The sequence below is a fragment of the Pseudomonas sp. UW4 genome, assembly GCF_000316175.1.
In the GTDB taxonomy this organism is placed as follows: Bacteria; Pseudomonadota; Gammaproteobacteria; order Pseudomonadales; family Pseudomonadaceae; genus Aquipseudomonas; species Aquipseudomonas laurylsulfatiphila.
This window is the reverse complement of record NC_019670.1, coordinates 4,504,026-4,528,727: the sequence shown is the minus strand read 5'-3', so window position 1 is coordinate 4,528,727 and position 24,702 is coordinate 4,504,026. Positions and strand designations below refer to the sequence as shown.

Sequence of the window (24,702 nt, the reverse complement as noted above, 5' to 3'; positions counted from 1 at the left end):
TAGGAGCGAGCTTGCTCGCGAAGATTTCGAGGTCGGCGCTTCTTGTCAGACAGTGCGCGTCATCGTTCACGTCCATCGCGAGCGAGCTCGCTCCTACAGGGGGCACATGGGTTCAGAGGCTGTAGTAGTAGCCGCGGCTGCGCAGGGCCACGATGCGCGGACGGCCGTCGGGGTGTGGGCCGATCTTCTTGCGCAGGTTGCTGACGTGCATGTCCAGGCTGCGGTCGTACAGGGTCAGCTTGCGGCCGAGGGCAATCTGCGCCAGTTCCTGTTTGTCCAGGGGTTCGCCGGGCTGCTTGAGCAGGGCTTCCAGCAGGCGGCTTTCGGAAACGGTGAGGGTGAACTCCTGCTCGTCGACGCTGACCACGCCGCGCACCGGGCTGAAACACAGGTCGCCCAGTTCCAGCTGGCTGGACACCGCTGCCGGGTGGCTGCGGCGCAGGACGGCGCGCAGGCGGGCGGTCAACTCTCGCGGGTCGCAGGGTTTGGCCAGGTAATCGTCGGCGCCAAGTTCCAGGCCGAGAATACGGTCCAGGGGCTCGCCCCGGGCCGAGAGCATCAGCACCGGCAAATCCGGGTGATCGCTGCGCAACTGCTTGAGCAGTTCCAGGCCGCTGCCATCGGGCAGCATCACATCCAGTACCACGGCCGCCGGAGCGGTTTCGGCCAGCGCACGGCGCGCGCTCTGGCCGTCGTGACAGGCTCGTACCTGAAACCCTTCCTGGCTCAGCCAACTGCTCAGGAGCTCACACAGCTCCTGGTCATCATCAATCAGTAACAGCTCGCTCATGACTCACTCAATTTAGCCATTGTCGACGTTTTCGACTTGCTCCACTGGCGAAGATACCGCAGAGCAGCGCCAATAGCGCTACCCCGGCACCAATGACAAACCATTGTTGCTGGTCGGTCAGCAGACGCGGTAGCGGACTGCTGGCCTGGGCTTCCTTGAGTTGCAGCTTCAAGCGCTGGTTCTCCTGGCGCAACCGGGCCAGCAGCGGGCTTTCACGTTCGCCATCGGCAGTTTGCAATTGTTTGCTCAGTTCTTCCCGTTGCCGTTCGCTTTCTTTCAAGCGTTGCTGCAGCTCGGTGATCTGGCTGCCGGCGCTCAAGGAAAGGGGCGTCGAGTTTCCACCCTCGGCGTATTCTTCACCGTGGGCGGGCGCCCCGATCGACAACGTGACCAACATCAGACACAACGGACCCTTGCGCATCGCGACTCCTGATTCCAATACGGGTATTGGGCAAGTTGTCGGCCGATAAACAGGAATAATGAGCGATTGAGAACGCGATGAACCGACAAGGTTCATCGCGTGGGGGATTTGTTACGGCAGGACTTGCTTGAACGGCTTGACCAGAACGTTGGCATAGACACCGGCGGCGATGTACGGATCGGCGTCGGCCCAGGCCTGGGCGGCACCCAGGGAATCGAACTCGGCGACGATCAGGCTGCCGGTGAAACCCGCCGCGCCCGGATCATTGCTGTCGACGGCCGGGTGTGGGCCGGCCAATACGATGCGACCTTCGCCCTTGAGCACTTGCAGGCGCTCGAGGTGCGCAGGCCGTGCGGCCAGGCGGGCTTCCAGGGAGTTGGCGACGTCTGTGGCAATGATTGCGTAAAGCATGTCAGTCCTCGGTTTTTGGCGTAGTGGTGTCGGCATCGTGCAGATGGCGGGACAGGTAAATGCCCTGGCCGACCAGGAACAGCAAAGTCATGCCCAGGCTGCCGAAGACCTTGAAGTCGACCCAGTAGCTCTGGAAGGTGAACGCGACAAACAGGTTGGCGGCACCGCAAAACAGGAAGAAAGCGATCCAGGCGATGTTCAGGCGTGTCCAGACCGGCTCCGGCAAGGTCAGCGCGTGGCCCATGATGCGTTTGATCAGCAGGCTGTCACCGACGAAGTGGCTGCCGATGAACGCCAGGGCGAACAGCCAGTTGACCACCGGGGCTTTCCACTTGAGGAACGTCTCGCTGTGGAAGGCCAGGGTCAGGCTGCCGAAGACCAGGCAGGCGATCAGGGTCAGCCACTGGCTCTTCTCCAGCTTGCGCTGTTTGATGAACAGTGTGCCGTAGACCACCAGGGAACTGACGATCAGCATCGCGGTGGCGCTGTAAATACCGCCCACAGTGAGTTCATGGCCGGCGATGTCGACGACCTGTGGATCGATTTTGAAGACGATGAAAAACAGCAGGAGCGGGATGAAATCGATGAATTGTTTCACAGTGGCAGCCAGAAGCAGGATGTGGCGGCATAATAACAAACATATGGGCGCGCGATAGCGCCAGCTGATTTGAGGTTACAAAGCCCTGTGAATGTTGATTTGCACTGCCATAGCACGGCCTCCGATGGCGCCCTGGCGCCTGCGGTTCTGGTGGCGCGGGCGTTCGAGAAAGGCGTGCGAGTCCTGGCCTTGACCGATCACGACACCCTTGAAGGGCTCGACGAGGCGCGGCACGCGGCTGCCGCACTGGGGATGCAACTGGTCAATGGCGTCGAATTGTCCTGCACCTGGGGCGGCGCGACCATTCATGTGCTGGGCTACGGTTTTGACGTGAACGCCGCGCCGCTGGTCGAGGCCATCGCCAGATTGCATGATGGCCGTTGGCTGCGCTCCGAGGAAATCAGCCGCAAACTGGCGCTCAAAGGCATGCCGGGGGCGCTGGATGGCGCCCGGGAGATCCAGCAGGCGCTGGGCGACAGCGGTAACGCGCCGGCCCGCCCGCACTTTGCGGACTGGATGGTGCGTGAAGGTTTCGTCAAGGATCGCGCCGAGGCGTTCCGCAAATGGCTGGGTGCCGGCAAGCTGGGCGACGTCAAGCAACACTGGCCGACCCTGGAAGAAACCGTCGAAACCCTGCGTGCGGCCAAGGCCTGGGTCAGCCTGGCACACCCCTGGCACTACGAATTCACTCGAAGCAAGCGACGTCGCCTGATTGCCGACTATATTCAAGCAGGGGGCCACGCCATCGAAGTGGTCAATGGTTACCAGCCTGCCGAACAAGTGGGCAGCCTGGCCATTCTGGCCCGCGAGTTCGGTCTGCTGGTCAGCGCCGGCAGTGATTTTCATGGCCCCGGAGGCTGGTCGGAGATCGGCGAGTACCGGCCGCTCCCGGAGGATCTGCCACCGCTATGGTGTCGATTCAAACATGACCCAGTTATTGCCGCCGTCTGAACAGGTAGAGAATGTGAGTCAATTTTTCCAGATTCATCCGGAAAACCCGCAAGCGCGCCTGATCAAACAGGCGGTCGAAATCATCCGCAAGGGCGGGGTGGTGATATATCCCACAGACTCTTCCTACGCCATTGGTTGCCAGATCGGCGACAAGGTGGCTGTGGAGCGCGTTCGGCGCCTGCGGCAGCTGGATGAAAAGCACAATTTTGCGCTGATCTGCAGCGATTTGTCGCAACTGGGACTGTTTGCCAAGATCGACACCGGCACTTTCCGCATTCTCAAGGCTCATCTTCCGGGGCCTTATACCTTCATTCTCAACGCCACCCGCGAAGTGCCGCGGTTGTTGTTGCACCCCAAGAAACGCACCATCGGCCTGCGCGTGCCGAGCCACCCGATTGCCCTGGCACTGCTGGAGCAGCTCGGCGAACCTTTGATGAGCGTGACCCTGATCATGCCCGGCGATGAAGATCCGTTGACCGACCCGCACGAGATGCGCCAGTTGCTCGAGCACCAGGTCGACCTGATCATCGACGGCGGTTTCGGCGGGATCAAGGCGTCCACCGTGATCAGCCTCGCCGACGGCGAACCGGAAGTCATCCGCGTCGGTTGCGGCGACCCTGCGCCGTTCATGGTCGAGGCCTAGATGTCCGCAGTAGAACCCGTCGACAGTCAGGCCGGAGCCCAGCAGGAACTGCCCTTCGCCATGGTCTACGGCCAGGCGGTCATGGAAATGCCGCTGGACCTGTACATCCCGCCGGATGCCCTCGAGGTCTTCCTCGAAGCCTTCGAAGGCCCCCTCGACCTGCTGCTGTACCTGATCCGCAAACAGAACATCAACATCCTCGACATCCCGGTGGCGGAAATCACTCGCCAGTACATGGGCTACGTCGAGTTGATGCAGTCGGTGCGCCTGGAACTGGCCGCCGAGTACCTGGTGATGGCCGCGATGCTGGCCGAGATCAAGTCGCGGATGCTGCTGCCGCGGGCCGAAACCATCGAAGACGAAGAGGACGACCCGCGCGCCGAACTGATCCGCCGCTTGCAGGAATACGAGCGTTTCAAGGCCGCCGCCGAAGGCATCGATGGCTTGAGCCGCGTCGGTCGCGACGTGGTGGTGCCCAAACTCGACGCCCCGGAGGCCCGGGCTCGCAAGTTGTTGCCGGACGTGCGCCTGTCCGAGTTGCTGTTGTCCATGGCCGAGGTATTGCGCCGTGGCGACATGTTCGAAAGCCATCAGGTCAGCCGCGAGGCGCTGTCTACCCGCGAGCGCATGAGCGATGTGCTGGAGCGGCTCAAGGGCGGCGGTTTCGTGCCGTTTGTCGAGCTGTTCACCGCTGAAGAAGGGCGCCTTGGCGTGGTGGTGACCTTTATGGCGATCCTTGAGCTGGTCAAGGAATCCCTGGTCGAGCTGGTGCAGAATGAGCCATTTGCCGCGATCCACGTGCGAGCCCGAGCCGAATAACGAGTCGAAACATGAACCTGACTGAACCCCGTGACCTGGCACCCTTGCTTGAAGCCTTTCTGTTGGCTTCGGGAAAGCCGCAATCCCTGGAAAGCCTGTTCGAGCTCTTCGAGGAGGGCGAGCGCCCGGAACCGCCGGTCTTCAAGAAGGCCCTGACAATGCTCGCCAAGTCTTGTGATGGCCGCGCGTTTGAACTCAAGGAGGTGGCCTCGGGGTACCGCCTGCAAATTCGCGAGAAATTTGCGCCGTGGGTCGGGCGTCTGTGGGAGGAGCGCCCGCAGCGTTACTCCCGCGCCATGCTCGAAACCATGGCCCTGATTGCCTATCGCCAGCCGATCACCCGCGGCGAAATCGAAGACGTGCGGGGGGTGGCGGTCAACAGCAACATCGTCAAGACCTTGATGGAGCGCGAGTGGATCCGCATTGTCGGCTACCGCGACGTACCCGGCAAACCGGCGATGTTCGCCACCACCAAGGCGTTCCTCGATCACTTTAACCTGAAAAACCTCGACGACTTGCCACCCTTGGCGGAGCTGCGCGAGCTGGAACCGGACCCGGTGCTGGATTTCGACGACGCCCCCGTACCCGCCGGGTTGCAAGAGTTGGCCGACGCCAGCGCGGAACCGGAAGAACCGAAGGAAGAAACCAGTTTCCACACGCTGTTGCTGGAGCTCGACAGCATGGAGGAGGGGATCAAGACCGATTTCGATGATCTGTTGCGTGATGGCGTGGTGACTGAGTTTGATTCGGAACAGCCCGACATCGAGCCTGAGCCGGACATTGAACCGGAGCAGGAAGACGACATCCTCGGTGTCGCCGAGGCCCGGGAAAAACTCCTGGCCGCGGTTGCTGCGCTTGAGCAGCCAAAGCCTGAGCCTGAACTGAGCGACGAAGAGGCCGAAGCCCTGGCCCTGGCCGAAGCCATCGAGGCCGAGCGCCGTCAGTTCGAAGACTGATCGCAATGTCTGCGATCACCAAAGATCCCTGTGGGAGCGGGCTTGCCCGCGAATGCGGTGGATCAGCCAATAAATATGCCGACTGACACGCCCTCTTCGCGGGCAAGCCCGCTCCCACAGGGGGATGTGTTCACCGCAAGGCTGCGGGTCACCGTTCGGCGCAAAAACCCATAACCTGGCCTTGATGAGCTAGTCTGTGATGCGCAAACGCCCGCATGCGCGTATGATTCGCGACCCTTCGGCGATCCCTTCGCCAAAGTACCCAGATTTCAGACCACACCGGGAGGTGCCCAGATGAGTATCAAAGACCAGCAAGACGACCAGCCAATCGGCCCAGCAGGCGAAAAACTGCAGAAAGTCCTCGCCCGTATCGGCGTCGGTTCGCGCCGTGACGTGGAAGCCTGGATCAGCCACGGCCGCATCAAGGTCAACGGCAAAGACGCCACCCTTGGCCAGCGCGTCGACATGCACGACGCCATCACCATCGATGGCAAGGTGATCAAGCGTGAAGAGGCCGCCGAATCGGTGCGCCGCGTGATCATGTACAACAAGCCCGACGGCGAAATCTGCACCCGTGTCGATCCGGAAGGCCGCCCGACCGTGTTCGACAAGATGCCGCGCCCTAAAGAGGGGCGCTGGATCAACATCGGTCGCCTGGACATCAACACCACCGGTCTGCTGATGTTCACCACCGACGGTGAGCTGGCCAACCGCCTGATGCACCCTTCCTACGAAATGGACCGTGAATACGCGGTACGTGTGCGTGGCGAAGTCGATGACGAGATGATCGAGCGTCTGAAGGCTGGTGTTGTCCTTGAAGATGGCCCGGCCAAGTTCACCGATATCAAGCAGGCGCCAGGCGGTGAAGGTTTCAACCACTGGTACCACTGCGTGGTCATGGAAGGTCGTAACCGCGAAGTTCGTCGCCTGTGGGAATCCCAAGGCCTGGTGGTCAGCCGTCTGAAGCGCGTGCGTTTCGGTCCGGTGTTCCTCAACTCCGACCTGCCGATGGGCCGCTGGCGCGAAATGAGCCAGTACGAAGTCGACATTCTGAGTGCCGAGGTCGGCCTGACGCCGGTCGCGATGCCGCAGATGAACGCCAAGAGCAAAGACAAGCTTGACCGTATGCAGCGCAAGTCGTCGCGTCCGATGGCCAAGACCGAGCGCGTGCGTACCCTGCGTCCAGCCGCTGGGGGGGCTGCCGCTCCTGTTGCTCCACGTGCCAGCCGCGAGCCGCAGATCGAAGGCGAGCGTCCAGGTCGCAAACCTGCTGCGCGCCAGGACGGCGAACGCGGTCCACGCACGCCACGTCCGGCCAATGGCCGTACCGAGCGTGGCGAAGGCCGTGGCACGCCGGTAGCCGATCGCCCGGCCGACACCAAGCGCCCGGCCAAGCCGGCGCCGAAGCGTCCGGGGATCAAGCTGGTCGACGGTGACACGCCATCGGGCAAGCGCCGTGGCGCACCGGCCGGTTCCGGTCAGCGTCCGGGCTTTGGTCGTCGCAAGCCGGAATAATCGGCTGAGCGCTTCATAAAAAACGCACTCAACCTTCGGGTTGGCGTTTTTTTTGGGCTGGCTTTAGCGATGGGGTGATTTCAAGGGCCTCTTCGCGGGCAAGCCCGCTCCCACAGGAGACCGGGTTGTTCTGGAGAAATGCGATCCACTGTGGGAGCAGGCTTGCCCGCGAAGGCGTCAGCGGCAACACCACACACTCCCGAATGGAAACCCGATGTTACGGCCTGTAAAGAAAACCTGACAAAATTCACCGATTAGCCCCGTGGATTCGCCATTCCCGGAATGCCGTAAGAAAACGCTTACGCATCAACGCCTTCCTTCCTCCTTCCAGCCCTCTGGCCCGCTTGTTTCACCGCTCCATGCAGGGTGTTATGCGCGCCATGCCTGTCGTGCAGGTGCATAACAAAAAGGAGGCGCAATGAACGCCGTATTCCATCTCCATCTCTCTGCGAGAGGCGGGTTTCCTGCCTTTCCCGTCGATGATCCGCAAGGATCTGACCCATTTTTTGCAGCCGCCCGGGCTTCCCGGGGCGGACACAGGCAATCCCGGCCATAGACACGCTTGTCCAGCGGGTCTGGCAGCAGGGGGTTACAGGTGTACAATGCGCCGCGTTTTACCTGTGACCTCCTGCGCATTTGCGCAACCCTCAAGGCTATCCGCCTTGTTCACTCCGCCGCGTCACGAGCGTGTCGGGTTCGATTTCGTCACAGATAAAAACAAACAGGTGACGCATGACCGTTGTAAATACGCTGAACTCCTGGTGCCTGCGCTGGGGTTTGATTGGTGCCGCTTAACGCCTTTCTTGAGCAGCAACGTCGACTGAACATCATCAAACCTTGCGTGAGACCCTTTTCATGAGTGGACAAAACCCGCAATCAGGCGAGCTGAAACGCGGCCTGAAAAATCGCCACATTCAATTGATTGCCTTAGGTGGCGCGATCGGTACCGGTCTGTTCCTCGGCTCGGCCGGGGTACTCAAGTCCGCCGGCCCGTCGATGATCCTCGGCTATGCCATCTGCGGCTTCATTGCTTTCATGATCATGCGCCAACTGGGCGAAATGATCGTCGAAGATCCGGTGGCCGGCTCCTTCAGCCACTTCGCCCACAAGTACTGGGGCGGCTTTGCCGGTTTCCTGTCGGGCTGGAACTGCTGGATTCTGTACATCCTGGTGGGCATGTCGGAGCTGACCGCGGTCGGCAAGTACATCCACTACTGGGCGCCGGACATCCCGACCTGGGTTTCCGCAGCGGGCTTCTTTGTGCTGATCAACGTCATCAACCTGGCCAACGTCAAAGTGTTTGGCGAGGCCGAGTTCTGGTTTGCGATCATCAAGGTCGTGGCGATCGTCGGCATGATTGCACTGGGCAGCTACCTGCTGGTCAGCGGCAATGGCGGCCCGCAAGCGGCGGTGAGCAACCTGTGGTCCCACGGTGGTTTCTTCCCGAACGGTGTCAGCGGTCTGGTGATGGCCATGGCTTTCATCATGTTTTCCTTCGGTGGCCTGGAAATGCTCGGCTTCACCGCTGCAGAAGCCGACAAGCCGAAAACCGTGATCCCGAAAGCGATCAACCAGGTGATCTACCGGATCCTGATTTTCTACATCGGTGCCCTGGTGATCCTGCTGTCGTTGACCCCGTGGGACAGCTTGCTGACCACCCTGAACGCCTCTGGTGATTCCTACAGCGGCAGCCCGTTCGTGCAAGTGTTCTCGATGCTGGGCAGCAACACCGCGGCGCACATCCTCAACTTCGTGGTCCTGACTGCGGCGTTGTCGGTGTACAACAGCGGCACCTACTGCAACAGCCGCATGCTGCTGGGCATGGCCGAACAGGGCGATGCGCCGAAAGGCCTGGCGAAGATCGACAAGCGTGGCGTGCCCGTGCGTTCGATCCTGGCCTCGGCCGCCGTGACCCTGATCGCGGTGCTGCTGAACTACCTGATTCCGCACAGCGCCCTGGAACTGCTGATGTCGCTGGTGGTGGCCACCCTGGTGATCAACTGGGCGATGATCAGCTACTCGCACTTCAAGTTCCGCCAGCACATGAACAAAACCAAACAGACGCCGCTGTTCAAGGCCCTGTGGTACCCGTACGGCAACTACATCTGCCTGGCGTTCGTGTTGTTCATTCTCGGTGTGATGCTGTTGATTCCGGGGATCCAGACATCGGTGTACGCGATTCCGGTATGGCTCGTGTTCATGTGGGTCTGCTACGGCATCAAGAACAAGCGCAGTGCGCAACATGCGTTGCAGGCGGCAGTGAAGTAACTCCCCGCAGAAACGACAAACCCGGCCATGCGCCGGGTTTGTTGTTTTCAGGCTCACACAAATCCCCGGTGGGAGCGGGCTTGCTCGCGAATGCGGTGTGTCAGCTAAGTAAATGGTGACTGACACTCCCTCTTCGCGAGCAAGCTGAACTGGTCAACTAATTTTGGACACCAGTTACGGTTTCATGCCGCCAGTTTCTCCATAGCTACCGGCGACCGGTAGCCGTTGTAGCTATGGAGCCTGACGTTGTTGTAACGCATCACATAACGCTGCACATCCACCCGCGCCTCATGTTCCGAGCGGTAGCCATCTTCTGGTACCCACTCTGACTTGAGGCTTCCAAAGAAACGCTCCATCGGAGCGTTGTCCCAGCACTCACCTTTGCGACTCATGCTTTGCAGGAGGCCATGTTTGCGCATTTCTTTCCTGAATTTATGACTGGTGTATTGGCAGCCCTGGTCAGAGTGAAACAGCACCTCTTTTGGCCGGCCTCGCAGGTCGACCGCCATCCGCAACGCTTCGCAGGTCAGCGTGGCATCGGAAATCATCGAAAACGACCAGCCCACGATCCTGCGGGCAAACAGATCCAGCACCGCCGCGAAATACATCCAGCGCGTGCCGACTTTGATGTAGGTCACATCGCCGCACCACACTTGGTTAACCGCAGTGACATCAAACTTGCGCTTGAGCACATGCGGCGCCACCAGCGCCTCAACGCCGGAAGATTTGTACTTGTGCCGCCGCCGTTGATGGCTGGCAACACCGGCTTCGCGCATCAAGCTGCGAGCCATATGTCGCCCGACACGATGCCCCTTGGCTTGCAGTTCCTTGGACAGGGTGCGAGACCCTGCGGACGCTCTGGATTCCTTGTGATGCTTGACCAGCACGGCCTTAAGTTTCTCCCGCTCAGGATTCACCTTGCCCTGACGCTGACGCCAGGCGTAAAAGCTGCTGCGGGTGACTCCAAACGCCCGACAGCAATTGTTAACGCCGTACTGCTCGTCCAGCTCATTGATCAGCGAGAATGATCTTTGGAGTCCAAAAGCAGGAGAGCACTGGCCTTTTTTTAGGATTTCAATGTCCAGGTCTTTTTGCCTGAGCAACGCTTTGAGCTGCTGAATCTCCCGCTGATCGGCGGTGATTGCCTTGGCCCCCACCGGGGTCGAACCCAAGCGTTCTTTGCGAACCTGGTCGACCCAACGGCGCAAGGCCGTAGGGCCAATATCCAAACTGGCACAAACATCGGGAACTGACTGGCCCTCGTCCAGCACCATGCTGGCGGCCTTGAGTTTGAACTCACTGGAATAAGATTTACGCATATCCGAACACCTCAGATTTGGGCGCCATCATAGCGCCCGATTGAAGTGTCCAAAATCATTAGGCCAGTTCAAGCCCGCTCCCACAAGGACCGCGTCTGCCCAGTCTATTCAAGGTATCCTGCACCCTCTGAATACGGACGCTTTTCCATGCTGGTGATTTCCAACAACGTGCATCTGCCCGATGCCGAGATCGAGTTGACGGCCATTCGCGCCCAGGGCGCGGGCGGGCAGAACGTCAACAAGGTGTCGAGCGCGGTGCACCTGCGCTTTGACATTCCGGCGTCGTCCTTGCCCGAGTTCTACAAGGAGCGGTTGCTGGCGTTGCGCGACAGCCGCATCACCAGCGACGGTGTGCTTATCATCAAGGCCCAACAGTACCGGACGCAGGAGCAGAACCGCGCCGATGCGCTGTTGCGCCTGACCGAGTTGATCCAGAGTGCCACCAAGGTCGAGAAAAAGCGCCGTCCGACCAAGCCGACCCTCGGCTCGAAAACCCGTCGCCTCGAATCCAAGAGCAAGCGCGGCAATATCAAGGCCGGGCGCGGCAAGGTCGACTTCTAGCGGGCGTCCCGCGCTTCGCGTTGCTTCGGTGCCTGCCGATACAAGTAAAGGCTCAGCATCAATCCGCTCAATGCGGCGAGGGCGGCAAACAGGAAGATCGAAGCGAAACCGAACCCGGCCGCAATGGCCCCGGCCAGGGGGCCGGTGATCCCCAGCGACAAATCGATGAACAGCGAATAGGCGCCGACGGCTGCGCCACGGCTGGAGGCCGGCACCAGATTCACCGCTTCCACGCCCAGCGCCGGGAACACCAGCGAGAAGCCGAAGCCGCTCAGCGCCGCACCCGCCAATGCCCAATGTGCATCCGGTGCCAGCCACAGCAACAGCAAGCCCAGGGTTTCCACCGACAGGCAGGCAATGGCGACCCGAAAGCCGCCGAGACGGTTGATCAGGTTGCCGAACAGCAGGCGCGCGCCGATGAAGCTGGCGCCGAACAGGCTCAGGCACAGCACCGCGTTGTCCCAGTGTTGCGTGGCGTAATACAGGGTGATGAAGGTGGCGATGGTGCCAAAGCCTATGGAGCCCAGAGCCAGGCCACAGCCGTGGGGGAAGACCCGCCCAAGCACATGCATGAACGGCAGGCGCTCGCCGGCAACGATCGGCGCGGCAGTTTTCGGCCAGGCCAGCAGCAGGCCGAGCACGGCCAGCAGCACAATGCTCACGCCCATGCTCCACAAACCCAGTTGATGGACGATCAGCACGCCCAAGGGCGCGCCGACGGCCAGTGCGCCGTAGCTGGCGATCCCGTTCCAGGAGATGACCTTGGCCGTATTTGCCGCGCCGACCCGGCCGATGCCCCAGCCAATCGAACCCGAGCCCACCAGGCTTTCCGCGCTGCCGAGAACCAGACGACCGATCAACAGGCTGATCAGGCTCAAGGTCGGGAGGCTCTGGGTCCAGGCCGAGATCAACATGAACACGCCGCTCAGGCCGCAACCGGCCAGGCCATACATCACCGCCAGTTTGCTGCCCTTGTTGTCGATGATCTTCCCGGCATAGGGGCGGCTGAGCAGGGTGGCCAGGTATTGCACGCTGATCACCAGGCCCGCGATCACCGCGCCGAAACCCAGGTCGCTGTGGACGTAACCGGGCAATACGGCCAGGGGAATGCCGATGTTCAGGTAGCCGATAAAGGTGAAAAGGACGATGGAAACGACTTGCAGCGTGACCGCCAGGGGGCGCTGGTTTTCAGGCATGGGTAAAGGTCCACGGTAAAGCAGGATAGATAGGCTGCTTATGATAGCGGTGTGGACGGATGTTGGTTGTGAAAAAGTAAAACTATTTGCCCGGCGGTGTCATTGAGCTTTGACGGGAGCAACCAGTTGCGTAGTGACCAGTGCGGCCAGCGCATTTTCCTGGGTGCCGAAGCGGGCGAGCAAGGCGGCTTGTTTCTCGGGGGAGAGGCGATTCCAGATCTCGATCATTTTCTCGGCGGTGCCAATCAGGACGCTGGCCTGCTTTTCATCAAAGGTTTCGTTGAGTTCATCGGTCATGGTGCGGGTTCTCGCTTCAGGCAGTGTGGAAAGCGCATGCTAGCGCTTTCCACACGGTCTGTACGTCGGGTGTTTCAGTCTTCGCTGTCAGCCTGGCGGCGGTCAGTGGCTTCTTTCGGCTCGGGCTGTTGGGCGCCGGCTTGTTGCGTGGTCGTCTGCTCAGGTACGTGCAGGCTTGGGAAGGGGAGATTAGGAATCTCGTGCATGGTTGCGCTCCTCGCTAAGTCTGTTGATAGATCTGGTAGATCCGCGCTTTGAAAAAGCCTGGGCAGGATACAGCAGTAAAAATGACAAACGGACTTTTATATCCATTTGTTTCGACGGATGGGATTGTCTAGACATGACTGGAAGAGCGACACAAAACAAATGTGGGAGCGAGCTTGCTCGCGATAGCGGCCTGACAGTCAACAGAGATGTTGAATGTTATGGCCTCATCGCGAGCAAGCTCGCTCCCACAGGGTTTGGTGGTGTTATTTGCAGACTGCGGCAATCGCCTCGGCCAGCAGATCCAAACGCGTGGCATCGATGCCGGCAACGTTGGCGCGGCCGGAGTTGACCATGTACACGCTGTGATGATCCCGCAGGTTCTTCACTTGTTCTGGCGACAGGCCTGTGTAGGAAAACATCCCGCGTTGCACGCCAATGTGCGCAAACCGCTCGCGCAAACCGTGAGGCTCCAGTGCTTCCACCAGACCGCTGCGCAGTTGGGCGATACGCAAGCGCATGCCTTCCACTTCGTCAGCCCAGAGATTTTTCAACTCCGGGTCGCCGAGGATGGTCGCGACCACGGCCGCACCGTGATCCGGCGGTGTCGACCACAGGTTGCGGGCGATGTTGGCCAGCTGGCTGCGGATATCGGTGAGCTTGTCGGCGCTTTTCGCACAGACAATCAGCGCGCCGGTGCGGTCGCGGTACAGGCCGAAGTTCTTCGAGCAAGAGCTGGTGATCAGCAGTTCCGGCAACTCGGCGGCGAACAGCCGGGTCGACCAGGCATCCTGCTCCAGGCCATCGCCGAATCCTTGATACGCGAAGTCGATCAGTGGCAGCAGTTCGCGCTTGCGTACTACCTCCAGCACCCGCTGCCAGTCATCCTGGGACAGGTCGAAACCGGTCGGGTTGTGGCAGCAGGCATGCAGCAACACCACGTCACCCTTGGGCGCTTCGTTGAGCACTGCCAGCATGCCGTCGACATCCAGTCGGTTGTCGCTGCCGACGTAGGGGTAATGGCTGACCTTGACTTTGGCGGCCGCGAAAATGCTTTCGTGGATCGGCCAGGTCGGGTTGCTCAACCAGACGCCGCGCCCTGGCAGGCACTGGGCGATGAAGTCAGCGCTCAGGCGCAAGGCCCCGGTGCCACCCGGAGTCTGGGTGGCGCCGGCGCGTTGTGCGCTGATCAGCTTCGAGTCGGCGCCCAGCACCAGCTCATTGATCGCTTTGCCGAACGCCGGTTCGCCATGACCACCGATGTAGGTCTTGGTGGACTGGCGATCCACCAGGCGCTGCTCGGCAAGTTTCACCGACTCGAGAATCGGCGTCAGGCCTTGGGCGTCTTTATAGACACCCACGCCCAAATCGAACTTGCGCGGGTTCGGGTCCTGCGCGTAGGCCTCCATCAGGCCCAGAATCGGGTCGCCGGGCACTCGGCCGATGGCGTCGAAGTGCATTACTTGCGCCCCTCAGCGTCCTTCGCTACTTCGTCAGTGCGCGCGGCCATGATGAAGTCGTTGCGGTGCAGGCCCTTGATCGAGTGGCTCCACCAGGTCACGGTCACTTTGCCCCACTCGGTCAGCAGGCCCGGGTGATGGCCTTCAGCCTCGGAGATTTCACCGACGGCGTTGGTGAAGGCCAGTGCATGTTTGAAGTTCTTGAACAGGAAGACCTTTTCCAGCTGCATGATGCTGTCGCGTACTTCGATGTTCCAGTCCGGGATCTGCTTGATCAGGATCGGCAGTTCTTCGTCGCTAACTTGTGGGGCGTCGGCGCGGCAGGCTTCGCAATGGGCTTGGTTCAAGGTGGACATGGTGTGTTTCCTGTAATCGAGTGTTTTTATATCGGTCGACAGTGCCGTCACGCTAAACCAAAGCGACGGTGACTGACAGACTCACTTGTCAGCAAAAGTCGCGGTTCACGCGGCCTTTGGGGGGAATTTCGGCGTGTGCAGACCCATCTGCATCGCTTGCTTGACCATGCCCATGATGTCTTCGTGGGCCAGGTCGAACAGGCGCTTGAGGTTCGGCAGAACGAAATACAGGGGTTGCAGGATGTCGATGCGGTAAGGCGTGCGCATGCATTCCAGAGGGTCGAAGGCTTGATGTTCAGGCTCGTTCGACAGGCTGTAGACGGTCTCTTTCGGAGAGGACAGGATGCCGCCGCCGTAGATGCGCTGGCCTTGCGGGGTATCGACCAGGCCGAACTCGATGGTCATCCAGTACAGGCGCGCCAGGTACACGCGTTCTTCCTTGGACGCCTTGAGGCCGAGCTTGCCGTAGGTGTGGGTGAATTCAGCGAACCAGGGATTGGTCAGCAGCGGGCAGTGACCGAAGATCTCGTGGAAAATGTCCGGCTCTTGCAGGTAGTCCAGTTCTTCGCGGGTACGAATAAAGGTCGCCACCGGAAACTGCTTGCTGGCCAGCAATTCGAAAAAGGTCTGGAAGGGAATCAATGCGGGAACCCGGGCAACCTGCCAGCCGGTGGTTTCACCGAGGACCTTGTTGATTTCACCGAGTTGAGGAATGCGGTCGTGGGGCAGACCGAGTTTTTCGATACCGTCCAGGTACTCCTGGCACGCACGCCCTTCGATCACTTTCAGTTGGCGAGTGATCAGCGTGTTCCACACCGCGTGTTCTTCGGCGGGGTAGTCGATAAAACCTTGCGCATCGGGCTCGCGAGCCACGTATTGCGTCTGCTTCATGCTGCTCTCCTGCTAGGGGATTTCGTTCTTGTTATGTACTGCTATGGACCTAGAAATACCCCAAGGATTGCACTGTTGCAGCAGGTGATCGGCGTCTCGGGCAGGAAAAACCCTCAATAATCGTAAAGTTTTCGTTACGTTATGATGGTTGGCGCGTAGCTATTGAGATTTGCAGGTATGAAAAACGCTTTGTCTGTCACATAATCTTGACGACTTTCTGAGCTCCTCGGCAGAAAAATATGCCCGAAGGCGCTGCAATACCCTTGTGGGAGCGAGCTTGCTCGCGATGAGGGTGTGTCAGAAGAGATTAATTTGCATGACCCACCGCTATCGCGAGCAAGCTCGCTCCCACAGGTTCAATCACTGCTTTTTCAGGCCTTTTTCATGCGTATCAAAGTCCATTGCCAGAACCGCATCGGTATCCTGCGCGACATTCTCAACCTGCTGGTGGAGTACGGGATCAACGTGGCCCGCGGTGAGGTGGGGGGTGAGCATGGCAACGCCATCTACCTGCATTGCCCGAACCTGATCAACATTCAGTTCCAGGCACTGCGTCCGAAATTCGAAGCGATTGCCGGGGTCTTCGGCGTCAAGCGTGTAGGGCTGATGCCCAGCGAGCGTCGGCACATGGAACTCAATGCCCTGCTCGGTGCGCTGGAGTTTCCGGTGCTGTCGATCGACATGGGTGGTTCCATCGTCGCGGCCAACCGGGCAGCGGCGCAGTTGCTGGGGGTGCGGGTCGACGAGGTGCCGGGTATTCCATTGTCGCGCTACGCCGAAGATTTCGATTTGCCAGAACTGGTGCGTGCCAACAAATCGCGAATCAACGGGCTGCGGGTCAAGGTCAAGGGTGACGTGTTCCTGGCCGACATCGCGCCGTTGCAGTCGGAGCACGACGACAGCGAGGCCATGGCCGGTGCCGTGCTGACGCTGCACCGCGCCGACCGGGTGGGTGAACGCATCTATAACGTGCGCAAGCAGGAATTGCGTGGCTTCGACAGCATCTTCCAGAGCTCGAAAGTGATGGCCGCGGTGGTGCGCGAAGCACGGCGCATGGCGCCGCTGGATGCGCCGCTATTGATAGAGGGCGAAACCGGCACCGGCAAAGAGTTGCTGGCGCGGGCCTGCCATCTGGCCAGTCCGCGTGGGCAGTCGCCGTTGATGGCGCTCAATTGTGCCGGGCTGCCGGAGTCCATGGCCGAGACGGAGCTGTTCGGTTATGGCCCCGGTGCCTTTGAAGGGGCGCGGGCCGAAGGCAAGCTCGGGCTGCTGGAGCTGACGGCGGGCGGTACGCTGTTTCTCGATGGCGTCGGGGAAATGAGCCCGCGCTTGCAGGTGAAATTGCTGCGCTTTTTGCAGGACGGCTGCTTCCGTCGTGTGGGCAGCGACGAGGAGGTCTACCTCGACGTGCGAGTGATCTGCGCGACCCAGGTCGACCTGTCCGAACTGTGCGCGCGCGGCGAGTTCCGCCAGGACCTCTATCACCGCTTGAATGTGTTGTCGCTGCACATCCCGCCGCTGCGCGAATGCCTCGACGGTTTGACGCCGCTGGTGGAGCACTTCCTCGATCAGGCCAGTCGGCAGATCGGTTGCCCGTTGCCGAAACTGGCCCCTGCGGCCATGGAGCGGCTCAGCCACTACCATTGGCCGGGCAACGTGCGGCAACTGGAGAACGTGCTGTTCCAGGCGGTTTCCCTGTGCGACGGCGGCACGGTCAAGGCCGAGCATATTCGCCTGCCGGATTATGGCGTGCGTCAGCCCCTTGGCGATTTTTCGCTGGAGGGCGGGCTGGACGAGATTGTCGGGCGTTTCGAGAAGGCGGTGCTGGAGCGGTTGTATTCCGAGCATCCGAGCAGTCGGCAGCTGGGCAAGCGGTTGGGAGTTTCGCATACCACCATTGCCAACAAGTTGCGTGAGTATGAGGTGGGCAAAAACGAGTCCTGACTTAAGCTTGCTGTGTTTGTGCCGGCCTCTTCGCGGGCAAGCCCGCTCCCACAGGTTTGGTGAACGCCACAGATCACTGTGGGAGCGGGCTTGCCCGCGAAGAGGCCGGCACTTGCCACCCACCGGCATGACACCGCCGGTTTTTCGTCTTTGACACAAATCACCAATCCCCTCTGATCTCCTCAAGTCCCCTGTTTACCGGGCCCCGCGCCGCCAAAAACAAGTTGGTCTGCAAATTGCTTATGGCTCAGCAACACAGCAGTGGGCGGCAAACGTCCGGCAGGCAGAGGAAAGAGTGTGGACAAGTACCTTTATGTGGCAATGACCGGCGCCAGCCAGAATGCACTGGCGCAAAAGGCGCATGCCAACAACCTCGCGAACATCTCCACCAACGGCTTCCAGAAAGACCTGGAGCAGGCCCGTTCGATGCCGGTGTTCGGTGACAGCTTTCCGGCGCGTGCGTTTGCCATGTCCGAACGCCCGGCCACGGACTTCTCCCCGGGCTCACTGGTGGAAACCGGCCGCGACCTCGACGTTGCCGTGCAAGGCGGCGGCTGGATTGCCGTACAGAATCCCGATGGCGGTGAAAGCTACGTGCGCACCGGCAGCCTGAACGTTGACGCCCTGGGCGTGCTGCGTGCCGGCAACGGCATGCCGGTCATGGGCAATGGCGGGCCGATTGCCGTGCCGCCGGAGCAGCAGATCGAAGTCGGCGAGGACGGCACCATCAGCATCCGCGCGATGGGCGAAGGTCCGCGGGTGATGGCTGAAGTGGACCGCATCAAGCTGGTCAACCCGGACCTGAAGAACATGACCAAAGGCCTGGATGGTTCGATCCACACCAAGGACGGCAAGCCGGCGCAGGCCGATGCCGACGTCAAGCTGGTGTCCGGGTTCCTCGAGTCGAGCAACGTCAATGCCGTGGAAGAGATGACCTCGGTACTGGCCTTGTCCAAGCAGTTCGAGCTGCACATCAAGATGATGAACACCGCCAAAGACGATGACCAGGCCATGGCTCGGGTCTTGCAGATCAGCTAATTACCAGAACGTCGCGCCGTAAAACAGGCGCACGAGGAGAATCGAATGCTTCCGGCTCTATGGGTTGCCAAAACAGGTCTGTCCGCCCAGGACACCAACCTGACCACCATTTCCAACAACCTGGCGAACGTGTCGACCACGGGTTTCAAACGTGATCGCGCCGAGTTCCAGGACCTGCTCTACCAGATCAAGCGTCAGCCAGGCGCCCAGTCGACCCAGGACAGCGAACTGCCGTCGGGTCTGCAACTGGGTACCGGTGTGCGCATCGTCGGCACCCAGAAGAACTTCACCGCCGGCAGCCTGCAAACCACCGAGCAGCCACTGGACATGGCCATCGACGGTCGCGGTTTCTTCCAGATCCTGCAACCGGACGGCACCACGTCCTACACCCGTGACGGTACCTTCCACCTGGACTCCAACGGCCAGATCGTCAACGCCAGCGGTTTTGCCCTGGAGCCGGCGATTGTCATTCCGAACGATGCGCAGACCTTCACCGTCGGCCGCGACGGCACCGTGTCCATCACCATTGCCGGCAACCCGGCTGCCCAGGTGATCGGCAACCTGCAAACCGCCGACTTCATCAACCCGGCCGGCCTGCAGGCAGTGGGCAACAACCTGTTCCTGGAAACCGCCGCCAGTGGTGCGCCGCAAGTCGGCACACCGGGCCTGAACGGTTTCGGCACCACGCTGCAGAACACCCTGGAAACCTCCAACGTCAGCACCGTTGAGGAGATGGTCAACATGATCACCACCCAGCGCGCCTACGAGATGAACTCCAAGGTGATCTCCACCGCCGACCAGATGCTCTCGTTCGTAACGCAGAACCTGTAATCAAGTCTATGGGGCGGCCATGAGGCTGCCTGCAACACCGTGAGGTAGGGTCATGAATCGCTATGTATCTGTTCTGGCACTGAGTGGGATCGCCGCGCTCGCAGGTTGCGTGCCTGCGACGCCCAAACCCAATGACCCTTACTACGCTCCGGTGTTGCCGCGCACGCCGTTGCCGGCGGCTGCCAACAACGGTTCGATCTATCAGGCCGGTTTCGAACAGAACCTCTACAGCGACCGCAAGGCGTTCCGGGTCGGTGATGTCATCACCATCACCCTGAACGAAAGGACCCAGGCCAGCAAAAACGCCAACTCGCAAATCGGCAAGAACAGCAAGGCCAACATCGGCCTGAGTTCGCTGTTCGGCAGCAGCGCCACCACCAACAACCCGTTCGGCGATGGCGACCTGAGCCTGAGTGCCAGCTACGAAGGTGACCGCGCGACCAAGGGTGACAGCAAGGCGGCGCAGGGCAATACCCTGACCGGCTCGATCACCGTGACCGTTGCCGATGTGTTGCCCAACGGCATCATCGCGGTGCGCGGCGAGAAGTGGATGACCCTCAACACCGGTGATGAACTGGTGCGGATTGCCGGCCTGGTTCGCGCCGATGACATCTCGACCGACAACACCGTGTCGTCGACCCGCGTCGCCGATGCGCGCATTACCTACTCGGGCACCGGCTCGTTTGCCGATGCGAGTCAGCCAGGCTGGTTCGACCGTTTCTTCCTCAGCCCGCTGTTCCCTTTCTAGGTGGTTACGTTGAATTTCAGAAGTCTCATGATGGCTGCGTTCATGATGTCCGCAGCGTTCAACGTTCAAGCCGAGCGCCTGAAGGACATCGCCAGCATTTCCGGCGTGCGTTCCAACCAGTTGATCGGCTACGGCCTGGTGGTCGGACTTAACGGCACCGGCGACCAGACGACGCAGACCCCGTTCACCCTGCAGACCTTCAACAACATGCTCTCGCAGTTCGGCATCAAGGTGCCGCCGGGTTCGGGCAACGTGCAGTTGAAGAACGTGGCGGCCGTGTCGATCAGCGCCGACCTGCCGGCGTTCGCCAAGCCGGGTCAGCAGGTCGACATCACTGTTTCCTCCATCGGCAACTCCAAGAGCTTGCGCGGCGGCACCTTGCTGCTGACGCCACTCAAGGGGATCGACGGCAACGTCTATGCGGTGGCCCAGGGCAACCTGGTGGTTGGCGGTTTCGATGCGGAAGGGCGCGACGGCTCGAAGATCACCGTCAACGTTCCGTCGGCCGGGCGCATCCCCGGTGGTGCATCGGTGGAGCGCGCGGTGCCGAGCGGTTTCAACCAGGGCAACAGCCTGACGCTGAACCTCAACCGTTCCGACTTCACCACCGCCAAGCGCATCGTCGACAAGATCAACAACATGCTCGGCCCTGGCGTGGCCCAGGCCATCGACGGCGGTTCGATTCGCGTCACCGCGCCGCTTGATCCAAGCCAGCGGGTCGACTACCTGTCGATCCTGGAAAACCTCGAGATCGATCCGGGCCAGGCGGTGGCGAAAGTCATCATCAACTCCCGTACCGGCACCATAGTGATTGGCCAGAACGTCAAGGTTTCTCCGGCCGCCGTGACCCATGGCAGCCTGACCGTGACCATCACCGAAGACCCGATCGTCAGCCAGCCCGGCCCTCTGTCCAATGGCACGACGGCGGTGGTGCCGCGTTCGACGGTCAATGCCCAGCAGGAAGCCAAGCCGATGTTCAAGTTCGGCCCTGGCACCACCCTCGACGAGATCGTGCGGGCGGTGAACCAGGTCGGCGCGGCACCGGGTGACCTGATGGCCATCCTCGAAGCGCTGAAGCAGGCCGGAGCCCTGCAAGCCGACCTGATCGTGATCTGAGGACGGCCATCGTGGATATGCGCAAGAGCGGTCTGGTCAGCAGCAGCGATTCGGGTTCCTACTCGGACCTCAATCGTCTGAATCAGCTCAAGGTCGGCGACAAGAACAGCGACGACAACATGCGCAAGGTGGCGCAGGAGTTCGAGTCGCTGTTCCTCGGGGAAATGCTCAAGTCCATGCGTTCGGCCACTGACGCGCTGGGCCAGGACAATCCGATGAACACCCCGGCGGCCAAGCAATATCAGGAAATGTACGACCAGCAACTGGCTGTTTCCATGTCCCGCGAGGGCGGTGGTATCGGTCTGGCTGACGTGCTGATGCGCCAGATGTCGAAGAACAAACCGCTGGCGCCGGGTGAGGCCGCCGCAGCGTCTCTGGCCAAGCAAGAGGCCGCGAAAGCCGCCGTGCAAACGCCGGTGGCGGCCGGCACAACGGCAATCAACGGACCGCTGTCGCGGGTCAATGGCCAGCGTCCGTTGTGGGCTTCGCGCTCGGTCCACGCGCCGCAAGAGGCGGGTGAGGGTGGTCATCGTAATGACATGGCGCTGATCAATCAGCGGCGCCTGGCATTGCCGCCGAAGCTGGCTGATCGTCTGTTGGCAGGGCTGGTGCCTTCGGCGACGCCCGCTGCCACGACGATCAACAAGACCCCGTTGCCTGAGCGCGCGACAAGCACCGGCACGGGACCGCTGTACAACGGCGACTGGCTGGCGACTGCGCAGCAATCCTCCTCTGGCGGCATGCAGATCTACGGTCGCGCCATGGCGCAGATTCCGCTGGCGCCAGCGAAGAAAGCCTTCGGTTCCGCTGACCAGTTCGTCAACACCATGTTGCCGATGGCCAGGGAAGCGGCGGCCCGCATTGGTGTCGATCCGCGTTACCTGGTGGCCCAGGCGGCCCTGGAAACCGGCTGGGGCAAGTCGGTCATGCGTGCTCAGGACGGCAGCAGCAGCCACAACCTGTTCGGCATCAAGGCCGGCAACAGTTGGCAGGGTAATTCGGCGCGGGCGATCACCAGCGAATTCCGAAACGGGCAGATGGTCAAGGAGACGGCCGAGTTCCGTTCCTACGACTCCTACAAGGACAGTTTCCATGACCTTGTGACTTTGTTGCAGACCAATAATCGCTATCAAGATGTCGTGAAGTCGGCCGATAACCCGGAACAGTTTGTACGCGAGTTGCAGAAGGCCGGTTACGCAACCGACCCGGACTACGCGAGCAAGATTTCGCAGATAGCCAAGCAGATGACGAGTTACCAGAACTACGCTGCGGCGGGCGTTTCCACCACGCCTTTATAGGCACAAGGTATAAGGTCTGAAACATGAGTTTGCTCAATATCGGGATGTCGGGGCTGAATGCTGGCCATAACTCGTTGGTGACGACGGGTAACAACATTGCCAACGTCGACACCGCCGGGTACTCGCGCCAGCAAACTGTGCAGGGCACCAAAGGCTCGATTCAGTACGGCAACGTGTTCATCGGTACCGGCACGACGCTGGCCGATGTGCGCCGCGTGTACAACTCCTATCTCGATTCTCAGCTGCGTACCGCCACCTCGCTCGACAGTGAAGCAGCGTCGTACAACGCTCAGGCCACTCCGCTGGACGCCACGCTTTCCGATACCAACACCGGGCTGACCGGTGTGCTGCAAAAGTTCTTCACCTCGATGCAGGGCGTTTCGACTTCGGCCACCGACGACACGTCCCGCCAGTCGGTGCTGACCGGTGCGCAGGCCCTGTCCGCCCGCTTCAATTCGATTGCCAAGCAGTTGAACGACCAGAACACCAACCTGAACGGCAGCCTGGGCGACATGGCGGATCAGGTGAACAAGCTGTCCACCAAGATTGCCACGCTCAATCAGAAGATTTCCGAACTCTCCACCGGCACCAACCAGCCCAACGACCTGCTCGATTCGCGCAACGAAGCCGTGCGTCAACTGTCCGAGCTGGTCGGTACCCAGGTGGTCGAGCGTGGCAACAGCTACGACGTCTACATCGGCAGCGGTCAGCCACTGGTGGTCGGCAACACTACCAACACCCTGCAAACCGTGCCGGGCAAAGATGACCCATCGCGCATGGCGTTGCAGCTCAACCGTGGCTCCAGCACTATCGACGTGACTTCGGTGGTCAGCGGCGGTGAAATCGGTGGCCTGCTGACCTACCGCAAGGAAGTGCTCGACCCGTCGCTCAATGAACTGGGGCGCGTTGCACTGGTGGTGGCGGACCAGATCAATCGTCAGCAGGCGCAGGGCATCGACAAGAACGGTGATTTCGGCGCGGCGATCTTCAGCAACATCAACAGTGCCGCGCTGATCAGTCAGCGCAGCATTGCGGCGGCGGGCAACAGTGCCGGCTCCGGCAACCTGGATGTCACCATCAAGGACACCGGCAAGCTGACCACCAGCGACTATCAGGTGACGTTCACCAGCGCGACCAACTACACCGTCAAGCGCTCGGACGGCACCGACATGGGTGCGTTCAGCACCACCACGACCCCGGCTCCGGTGATCGACGGCTTCAGCCTGAACCTGAACGGCGGTGCGCTGAGCGCCGGCGACTCGTTCAAGGTGACACCGACCCGTGGCGCGGCGGCCGGCATCCAGACCGTGCTCACCGACCCGAAAAAAATCGCGGCCGCAGCCCCCCTGACCGGCGTGACCAGTGCCAACAACACCGGCACCTACACCCAGCCGACGCTGACCAGCACCCTCGATATCTACAACCCGGCGGCCCAGGCGGAAATGCAGACCGCGCTCAAATACTCGACACCGGTCAAGCTGGTGTTCGGGGCAGCCAGCGGCGGTAGCCAGACCTACAACATGGTCGATGCCAAGGGTAACTCGATCGGCGCCGGCACCATCGTTCCCGGCCAGAGCAACACCTTGAACCTGAAAGTGGGCATGGTCGATGCCAGTGGTGCTCCGGTCATGGACACCAGTGTCACGCCGGCCGTGCAGAAGACCTTCACCGTGCAGACCACGGTAGGTGCCACGCCGGCCAGCGGTGAAAGCTTCACCATCAACCTGACTGGCGCGGCGTCTTCGGACAACCGCAACGCCCAGGCGCTGGTTGGATTGCAAACCAAACAGACGGTCGACACCGGCACGGCGAGCAAGGGCATCAGCCTGACCGACGCCTACAACAAGCTGGTGACCAACGTCGGCGCCAAGGCAGCCCAGGGCAAGTCCGACAGCGAAGCCACCACGGCGATCCTGGCCAATGCCAAGGGGGCGCGGGATTCGAATTCCGGGGTAGACCTGGACGAAGAAACCGGCAACCTGGTCAAGTACCAGCAGTACTACACCGCGTCTTCGCAGATCATCAAGGCTGCGCAGGAAATTTTCACCACGCTGATCAACAGCCTTTAAGG

General features: G+C 60.9%; 25 protein-coding genes. 14 read left to right on the top strand and 11 right to left on the bottom strand.

Going from position 1 to position 24,702, the window contains the following annotated elements:
• Window positions 1–112: 112 nt before the first annotated feature.
• The 4 genes from PPUTUW4_RS19945 to PPUTUW4_RS19930 all read right to left on the bottom strand — a co-directional run bounded on the left by PPUTUW4_RS19945 (window position 113) and on the right by PPUTUW4_RS19930 (window position 2,220).
• Complete coding sequence (locus PPUTUW4_RS19945) at window positions 113–790, bottom strand: response regulator transcription factor (RefSeq protein WP_015096296.1); 678 nt, start codon at window positions 788–790, stop codon at window positions 113–115.
• Window positions 791–797: 7 nt separating this feature from the next.
• Complete coding sequence (locus PPUTUW4_RS19940; RefSeq protein ID WP_015096295.1) at window positions 798–1,211, bottom strand: hypothetical protein; 414 nt, start codon at window positions 1,209–1,211, stop codon at window positions 798–800.
• 111 nt (window positions 1,212–1,322) lie between these two features.
• Window positions 1,323–1,622, bottom strand: a complete 300-nt coding sequence (locus PPUTUW4_RS19935) for a YciI family protein (protein ID WP_007975297.1) — start codon at window positions 1,620–1,622, stop codon at window positions 1,323–1,325.
• A gap of 1 nt (window position 1,623) precedes the next feature.
• A complete protein-coding gene (locus PPUTUW4_RS19930) occupies window positions 1,624–2,220 on the bottom strand; it encodes a septation protein A (protein ID WP_015096294.1) in 597 nt (198 codons plus the stop codon).
• A gap of 87 nt (window positions 2,221–2,307) precedes the next feature.
• Here PPUTUW4_RS19930 and PPUTUW4_RS19925 point away from each other — a divergent pair, with 87 nt between their 5' ends.
• The 6 genes from PPUTUW4_RS19925 (at window position 2,308) to PPUTUW4_RS19895 (ending at window position 9,372) form a co-directional block, all read left to right on the top strand.
• Window positions 2,308–3,171, top strand: a complete 864-nt coding sequence (locus PPUTUW4_RS19925; RefSeq protein ID WP_015096293.1) for a PHP domain-containing protein — start codon at window positions 2,308–2,310, stop codon at window positions 3,169–3,171.
• 13 nt (window positions 3,172–3,184) lie between these two features.
• Complete coding sequence (locus tag PPUTUW4_RS19920; protein ID WP_041475076.1) at window positions 3,185–3,814, top strand: L-threonylcarbamoyladenylate synthase; 630 nt, start codon at window positions 3,185–3,187, stop codon at window positions 3,812–3,814.
• Between the two features lie 60 nt (window positions 3,815–3,874).
• Window positions 3,875–4,633 carry a ScpA family protein gene (locus tag PPUTUW4_RS19915; protein ID WP_172435665.1) on the top strand — a complete coding sequence of 253 codons (759 nt, stop codon included), beginning with the start codon at window positions 3,875–3,877 and terminating at the stop codon, window positions 4,631–4,633.
• Window positions 4,634–4,644: 11 nt separating this feature from the next.
• Complete coding sequence (gene scpB, locus PPUTUW4_RS19910; RefSeq protein WP_015096291.1) at window positions 4,645–5,589, top strand: SMC-Scp complex subunit ScpB; 945 nt, start codon at window positions 4,645–4,647, stop codon at window positions 5,587–5,589.
• Window positions 5,590–5,883: 294 nt separating this feature from the next.
• On the top strand, window positions 5,884–7,104 hold the full coding sequence (rluB, locus tag PPUTUW4_RS19905; protein ID WP_015096290.1) for a 23S rRNA pseudouridine(2605) synthase RluB: 1,221 nt from the start codon (window positions 5,884–5,886) through the stop codon (window positions 7,102–7,104).
• Window positions 7,105–7,959: 855 nt separating this feature from the next.
• The gene (locus tag PPUTUW4_RS19895; RefSeq protein WP_015096289.1) at window positions 7,960–9,372 is read left to right on the top strand and encodes an amino acid permease; all 1,413 of its coding nucleotides are present in this window, start codon (window positions 7,960–7,962) and stop codon (window positions 9,370–9,372) included.
• Between the two features lie 182 nt (window positions 9,373–9,554).
• Here the strand turns inward: PPUTUW4_RS19895 and PPUTUW4_RS19890 are convergent, their stop codons facing one another.
• Window positions 9,555–10,691 carry an IS3 family transposase gene (locus tag PPUTUW4_RS19890; protein WP_015092973.1) on the bottom strand — a complete coding sequence of 379 codons (1,137 nt, stop codon included), beginning with the start codon at window positions 10,689–10,691 and terminating at the stop codon, window positions 9,555–9,557.
• Between the two features lie 147 nt (window positions 10,692–10,838).
• On the opposite strand from PPUTUW4_RS19890, the gene arfB reads away from it, so the two are divergent.
• Window positions 10,839–11,252, top strand: coding sequence for an alternative ribosome rescue aminoacyl-tRNA hydrolase ArfB (arfB, locus tag PPUTUW4_RS19885; RefSeq protein ID WP_007984117.1), 414 nt, complete (start codon window positions 10,839–10,841; stop codon window positions 11,250–11,252).
• Here arfB and PPUTUW4_RS19880 read toward each other — a convergent pair.
• The 6 genes from PPUTUW4_RS19880 to phhA all read right to left on the bottom strand — a co-directional run bounded on the left by PPUTUW4_RS19880 (window position 11,249) and on the right by phhA (window position 15,656).
• The gene (locus tag PPUTUW4_RS19880; RefSeq protein ID WP_015096288.1) at window positions 11,249–12,448 is read right to left on the bottom strand and encodes an MFS transporter; all 1,200 of its coding nucleotides are present in this window, start codon (window positions 12,446–12,448) and stop codon (window positions 11,249–11,251) included. The genes arfB and PPUTUW4_RS19880 overlap by 4 nt on opposite strands.
• A gap of 99 nt (window positions 12,449–12,547) precedes the next feature.
• Window positions 12,548–12,745, bottom strand: a complete 198-nt coding sequence (locus tag PPUTUW4_RS19875) for a hypothetical protein (protein ID WP_015096287.1) — start codon at window positions 12,743–12,745, stop codon at window positions 12,548–12,550.
• 74 nt (window positions 12,746–12,819) lie between these two features.
• Window positions 12,820–12,951: a hypothetical protein gene (locus tag PPUTUW4_RS30515; protein WP_015096286.1), complete on the bottom strand. Its 132-nt coding sequence runs from the start codon at window positions 12,949–12,951 to the stop codon at window positions 12,820–12,822.
• Between the two features lie 264 nt (window positions 12,952–13,215).
• Window positions 13,216–14,409, bottom strand: a complete 1,194-nt coding sequence (locus PPUTUW4_RS19870; RefSeq protein ID WP_015096285.1) for an amino acid aminotransferase — start codon at window positions 14,407–14,409, stop codon at window positions 13,216–13,218.
• On the bottom strand, window positions 14,409–14,765 hold the full coding sequence (locus PPUTUW4_RS19865) for a 4a-hydroxytetrahydrobiopterin dehydratase (RefSeq protein WP_007975310.1): 357 nt from the start codon (window positions 14,763–14,765) through the stop codon (window positions 14,409–14,411). Before PPUTUW4_RS19865 ends, PPUTUW4_RS19870 begins: the two co-directional genes overlap by 1 nt.
• Window positions 14,766–14,870: 105 nt before the next feature.
• Window positions 14,871–15,656: a phenylalanine 4-monooxygenase gene (gene phhA, locus PPUTUW4_RS19860; protein ID WP_007983447.1), complete on the bottom strand. Its 786-nt coding sequence runs from the start codon at window positions 15,654–15,656 to the stop codon at window positions 14,871–14,873.
• Window positions 15,657–16,040: 384 nt separating this feature from the next.
• Here phhA and PPUTUW4_RS19855 point away from each other — a divergent pair, with 384 nt between their 5' ends.
• The 7 genes from PPUTUW4_RS19855 (at window position 16,041) to flgK (ending at window position 24,700) form a co-directional block, all read left to right on the top strand.
• Complete coding sequence (locus tag PPUTUW4_RS19855) at window positions 16,041–17,600, top strand: sigma-54-dependent phenylalanine hydroxylase transcriptional regulator PhhR (protein ID WP_015096284.1); 1,560 nt, start codon at window positions 16,041–16,043, stop codon at window positions 17,598–17,600.
• A 297-nt stretch (window positions 17,601–17,897) separates the two neighbouring features.
• On the top strand, window positions 17,898–18,638 hold the full coding sequence (locus tag PPUTUW4_RS19850) for a flagellar basal body rod protein FlgF (RefSeq protein ID WP_015096283.1): 741 nt from the start codon (window positions 17,898–17,900) through the stop codon (window positions 18,636–18,638).
• A gap of 45 nt (window positions 18,639–18,683) precedes the next feature.
• Window positions 18,684–19,469 carry a flagellar basal-body rod protein FlgG gene (flgG, locus tag PPUTUW4_RS19845; protein ID WP_015096282.1) on the top strand — a complete coding sequence of 262 codons (786 nt, stop codon included), beginning with the start codon at window positions 18,684–18,686 and terminating at the stop codon, window positions 19,467–19,469.
• A gap of 52 nt (window positions 19,470–19,521) precedes the next feature.
• A complete protein-coding gene (gene flgH / locus PPUTUW4_RS19840; protein ID WP_015096281.1) occupies window positions 19,522–20,217 on the top strand; it encodes a flagellar basal body L-ring protein FlgH in 696 nt (231 codons plus the stop codon).
• Window positions 20,218–20,244: 27 nt separating this feature from the next.
• Window positions 20,245–21,333, top strand: coding sequence for a flagellar basal body P-ring protein FlgI (locus tag PPUTUW4_RS19835; RefSeq protein WP_015096280.1), 1,089 nt, complete (start codon window positions 20,245–20,247; stop codon window positions 21,331–21,333).
• Between the two features lie 11 nt (window positions 21,334–21,344).
• The gene (gene flgJ / locus PPUTUW4_RS19830; RefSeq protein ID WP_015096279.1) at window positions 21,345–22,631 is read left to right on the top strand and encodes a flagellar assembly peptidoglycan hydrolase FlgJ; all 1,287 of its coding nucleotides are present in this window, start codon (window positions 21,345–21,347) and stop codon (window positions 22,629–22,631) included.
• Between the two features lie 23 nt (window positions 22,632–22,654).
• Window positions 22,655–24,700, top strand: a complete 2,046-nt coding sequence (gene flgK, locus PPUTUW4_RS19825) for a flagellar hook-associated protein FlgK (RefSeq protein ID WP_015096278.1) — start codon at window positions 22,655–22,657, stop codon at window positions 24,698–24,700.
• The last annotated feature ends 2 nt before the right edge of the window (window positions 24,701–24,702 follow it).

Bases quoted from the DNA above. Each gene is read 5' to 3' on its own strand.
- PPUTUW4_RS19915 (WP_172435665.1), top strand. From the start codon at position 3,875: ATGGTCTACGGCCAGGCGGTCATGGAAATGCCGCTGGACCTGTACATC.
- PPUTUW4_RS19945 (WP_015096296.1), bottom strand. From the start codon at position 790: ATGAGCGAGCTGTTACTGATTGATGATGACCAGGAGCTGTGTGAGCTC.
- PPUTUW4_RS19865 (WP_007975310.1), bottom strand. From the start codon at position 14,765: ATGTCCACCTTGAACCAAGCCCATTGCGAAGCCTGCCGCGCCGACGCC.
- PPUTUW4_RS30515 (WP_015096286.1), bottom strand. From the start codon at position 12,951: ATGCACGAGATTCCTAATCTCCCCTTCCCAAGCCTGCACGTACCTGAG.
- PPUTUW4_RS19870 (WP_015096285.1), bottom strand. From the start codon at position 14,409: ATGCACTTCGACGCCATCGGCCGAGTGCCCGGCGACCCGATTCTGGGC.
- PPUTUW4_RS19855 (WP_015096284.1), top strand. From the start codon at position 16,041: ATGCGTATCAAAGTCCATTGCCAGAACCGCATCGGTATCCTGCGCGAC.
- PPUTUW4_RS19940 (WP_015096295.1), bottom strand. From the start codon at position 1,211: ATGCGCAAGGGTCCGTTGTGTCTGATGTTGGTCACGTTGTCGATCGGG.
- flgH (WP_015096281.1), top strand. From the start codon at position 19,522: ATGAATCGCTATGTATCTGTTCTGGCACTGAGTGGGATCGCCGCGCTC.
- flgK (WP_015096278.1), top strand. From the start codon at position 22,655: ATGAGTTTGCTCAATATCGGGATGTCGGGGCTGAATGCTGGCCATAAC.
- phhA (WP_007983447.1), bottom strand. From the start codon at position 15,656: ATGAAGCAGACGCAATACGTGGCTCGCGAGCCCGATGCGCAAGGTTTT.
- PPUTUW4_RS19835 (WP_015096280.1), top strand. From the start codon at position 20,245: ATGATGGCTGCGTTCATGATGTCCGCAGCGTTCAACGTTCAAGCCGAG.
- arfB (WP_007984117.1), top strand. From the start codon at position 10,839: ATGCTGGTGATTTCCAACAACGTGCATCTGCCCGATGCCGAGATCGAG.
- PPUTUW4_RS19875 (WP_015096287.1), bottom strand. From the start codon at position 12,745: ATGACCGATGAACTCAACGAAACCTTTGATGAAAAGCAGGCCAGCGTC.
- flgG (WP_015096282.1), top strand. From the start codon at position 18,684: ATGCTTCCGGCTCTATGGGTTGCCAAAACAGGTCTGTCCGCCCAGGAC.
- PPUTUW4_RS19880 (WP_015096288.1), bottom strand. From the start codon at position 12,448: ATGCCTGAAAACCAGCGCCCCCTGGCGGTCACGCTGCAAGTCGTTTCC.
- PPUTUW4_RS19895 (WP_015096289.1), top strand. From the start codon at position 7,960: ATGAGTGGACAAAACCCGCAATCAGGCGAGCTGAAACGCGGCCTGAAA.
- PPUTUW4_RS19935 (WP_007975297.1), bottom strand. From the start codon at position 1,622: ATGCTTTACGCAATCATTGCCACAGACGTCGCCAACTCCCTGGAAGCC.
- scpB (WP_015096291.1), top strand. From the start codon at position 4,645: ATGAACCTGACTGAACCCCGTGACCTGGCACCCTTGCTTGAAGCCTTT.
- PPUTUW4_RS19890 (WP_015092973.1), bottom strand. From the start codon at position 10,691: ATGCGTAAATCTTATTCCAGTGAGTTCAAACTCAAGGCCGCCAGCATG.
- rluB (WP_015096290.1), top strand. From the start codon at position 5,884: ATGAGTATCAAAGACCAGCAAGACGACCAGCCAATCGGCCCAGCAGGC.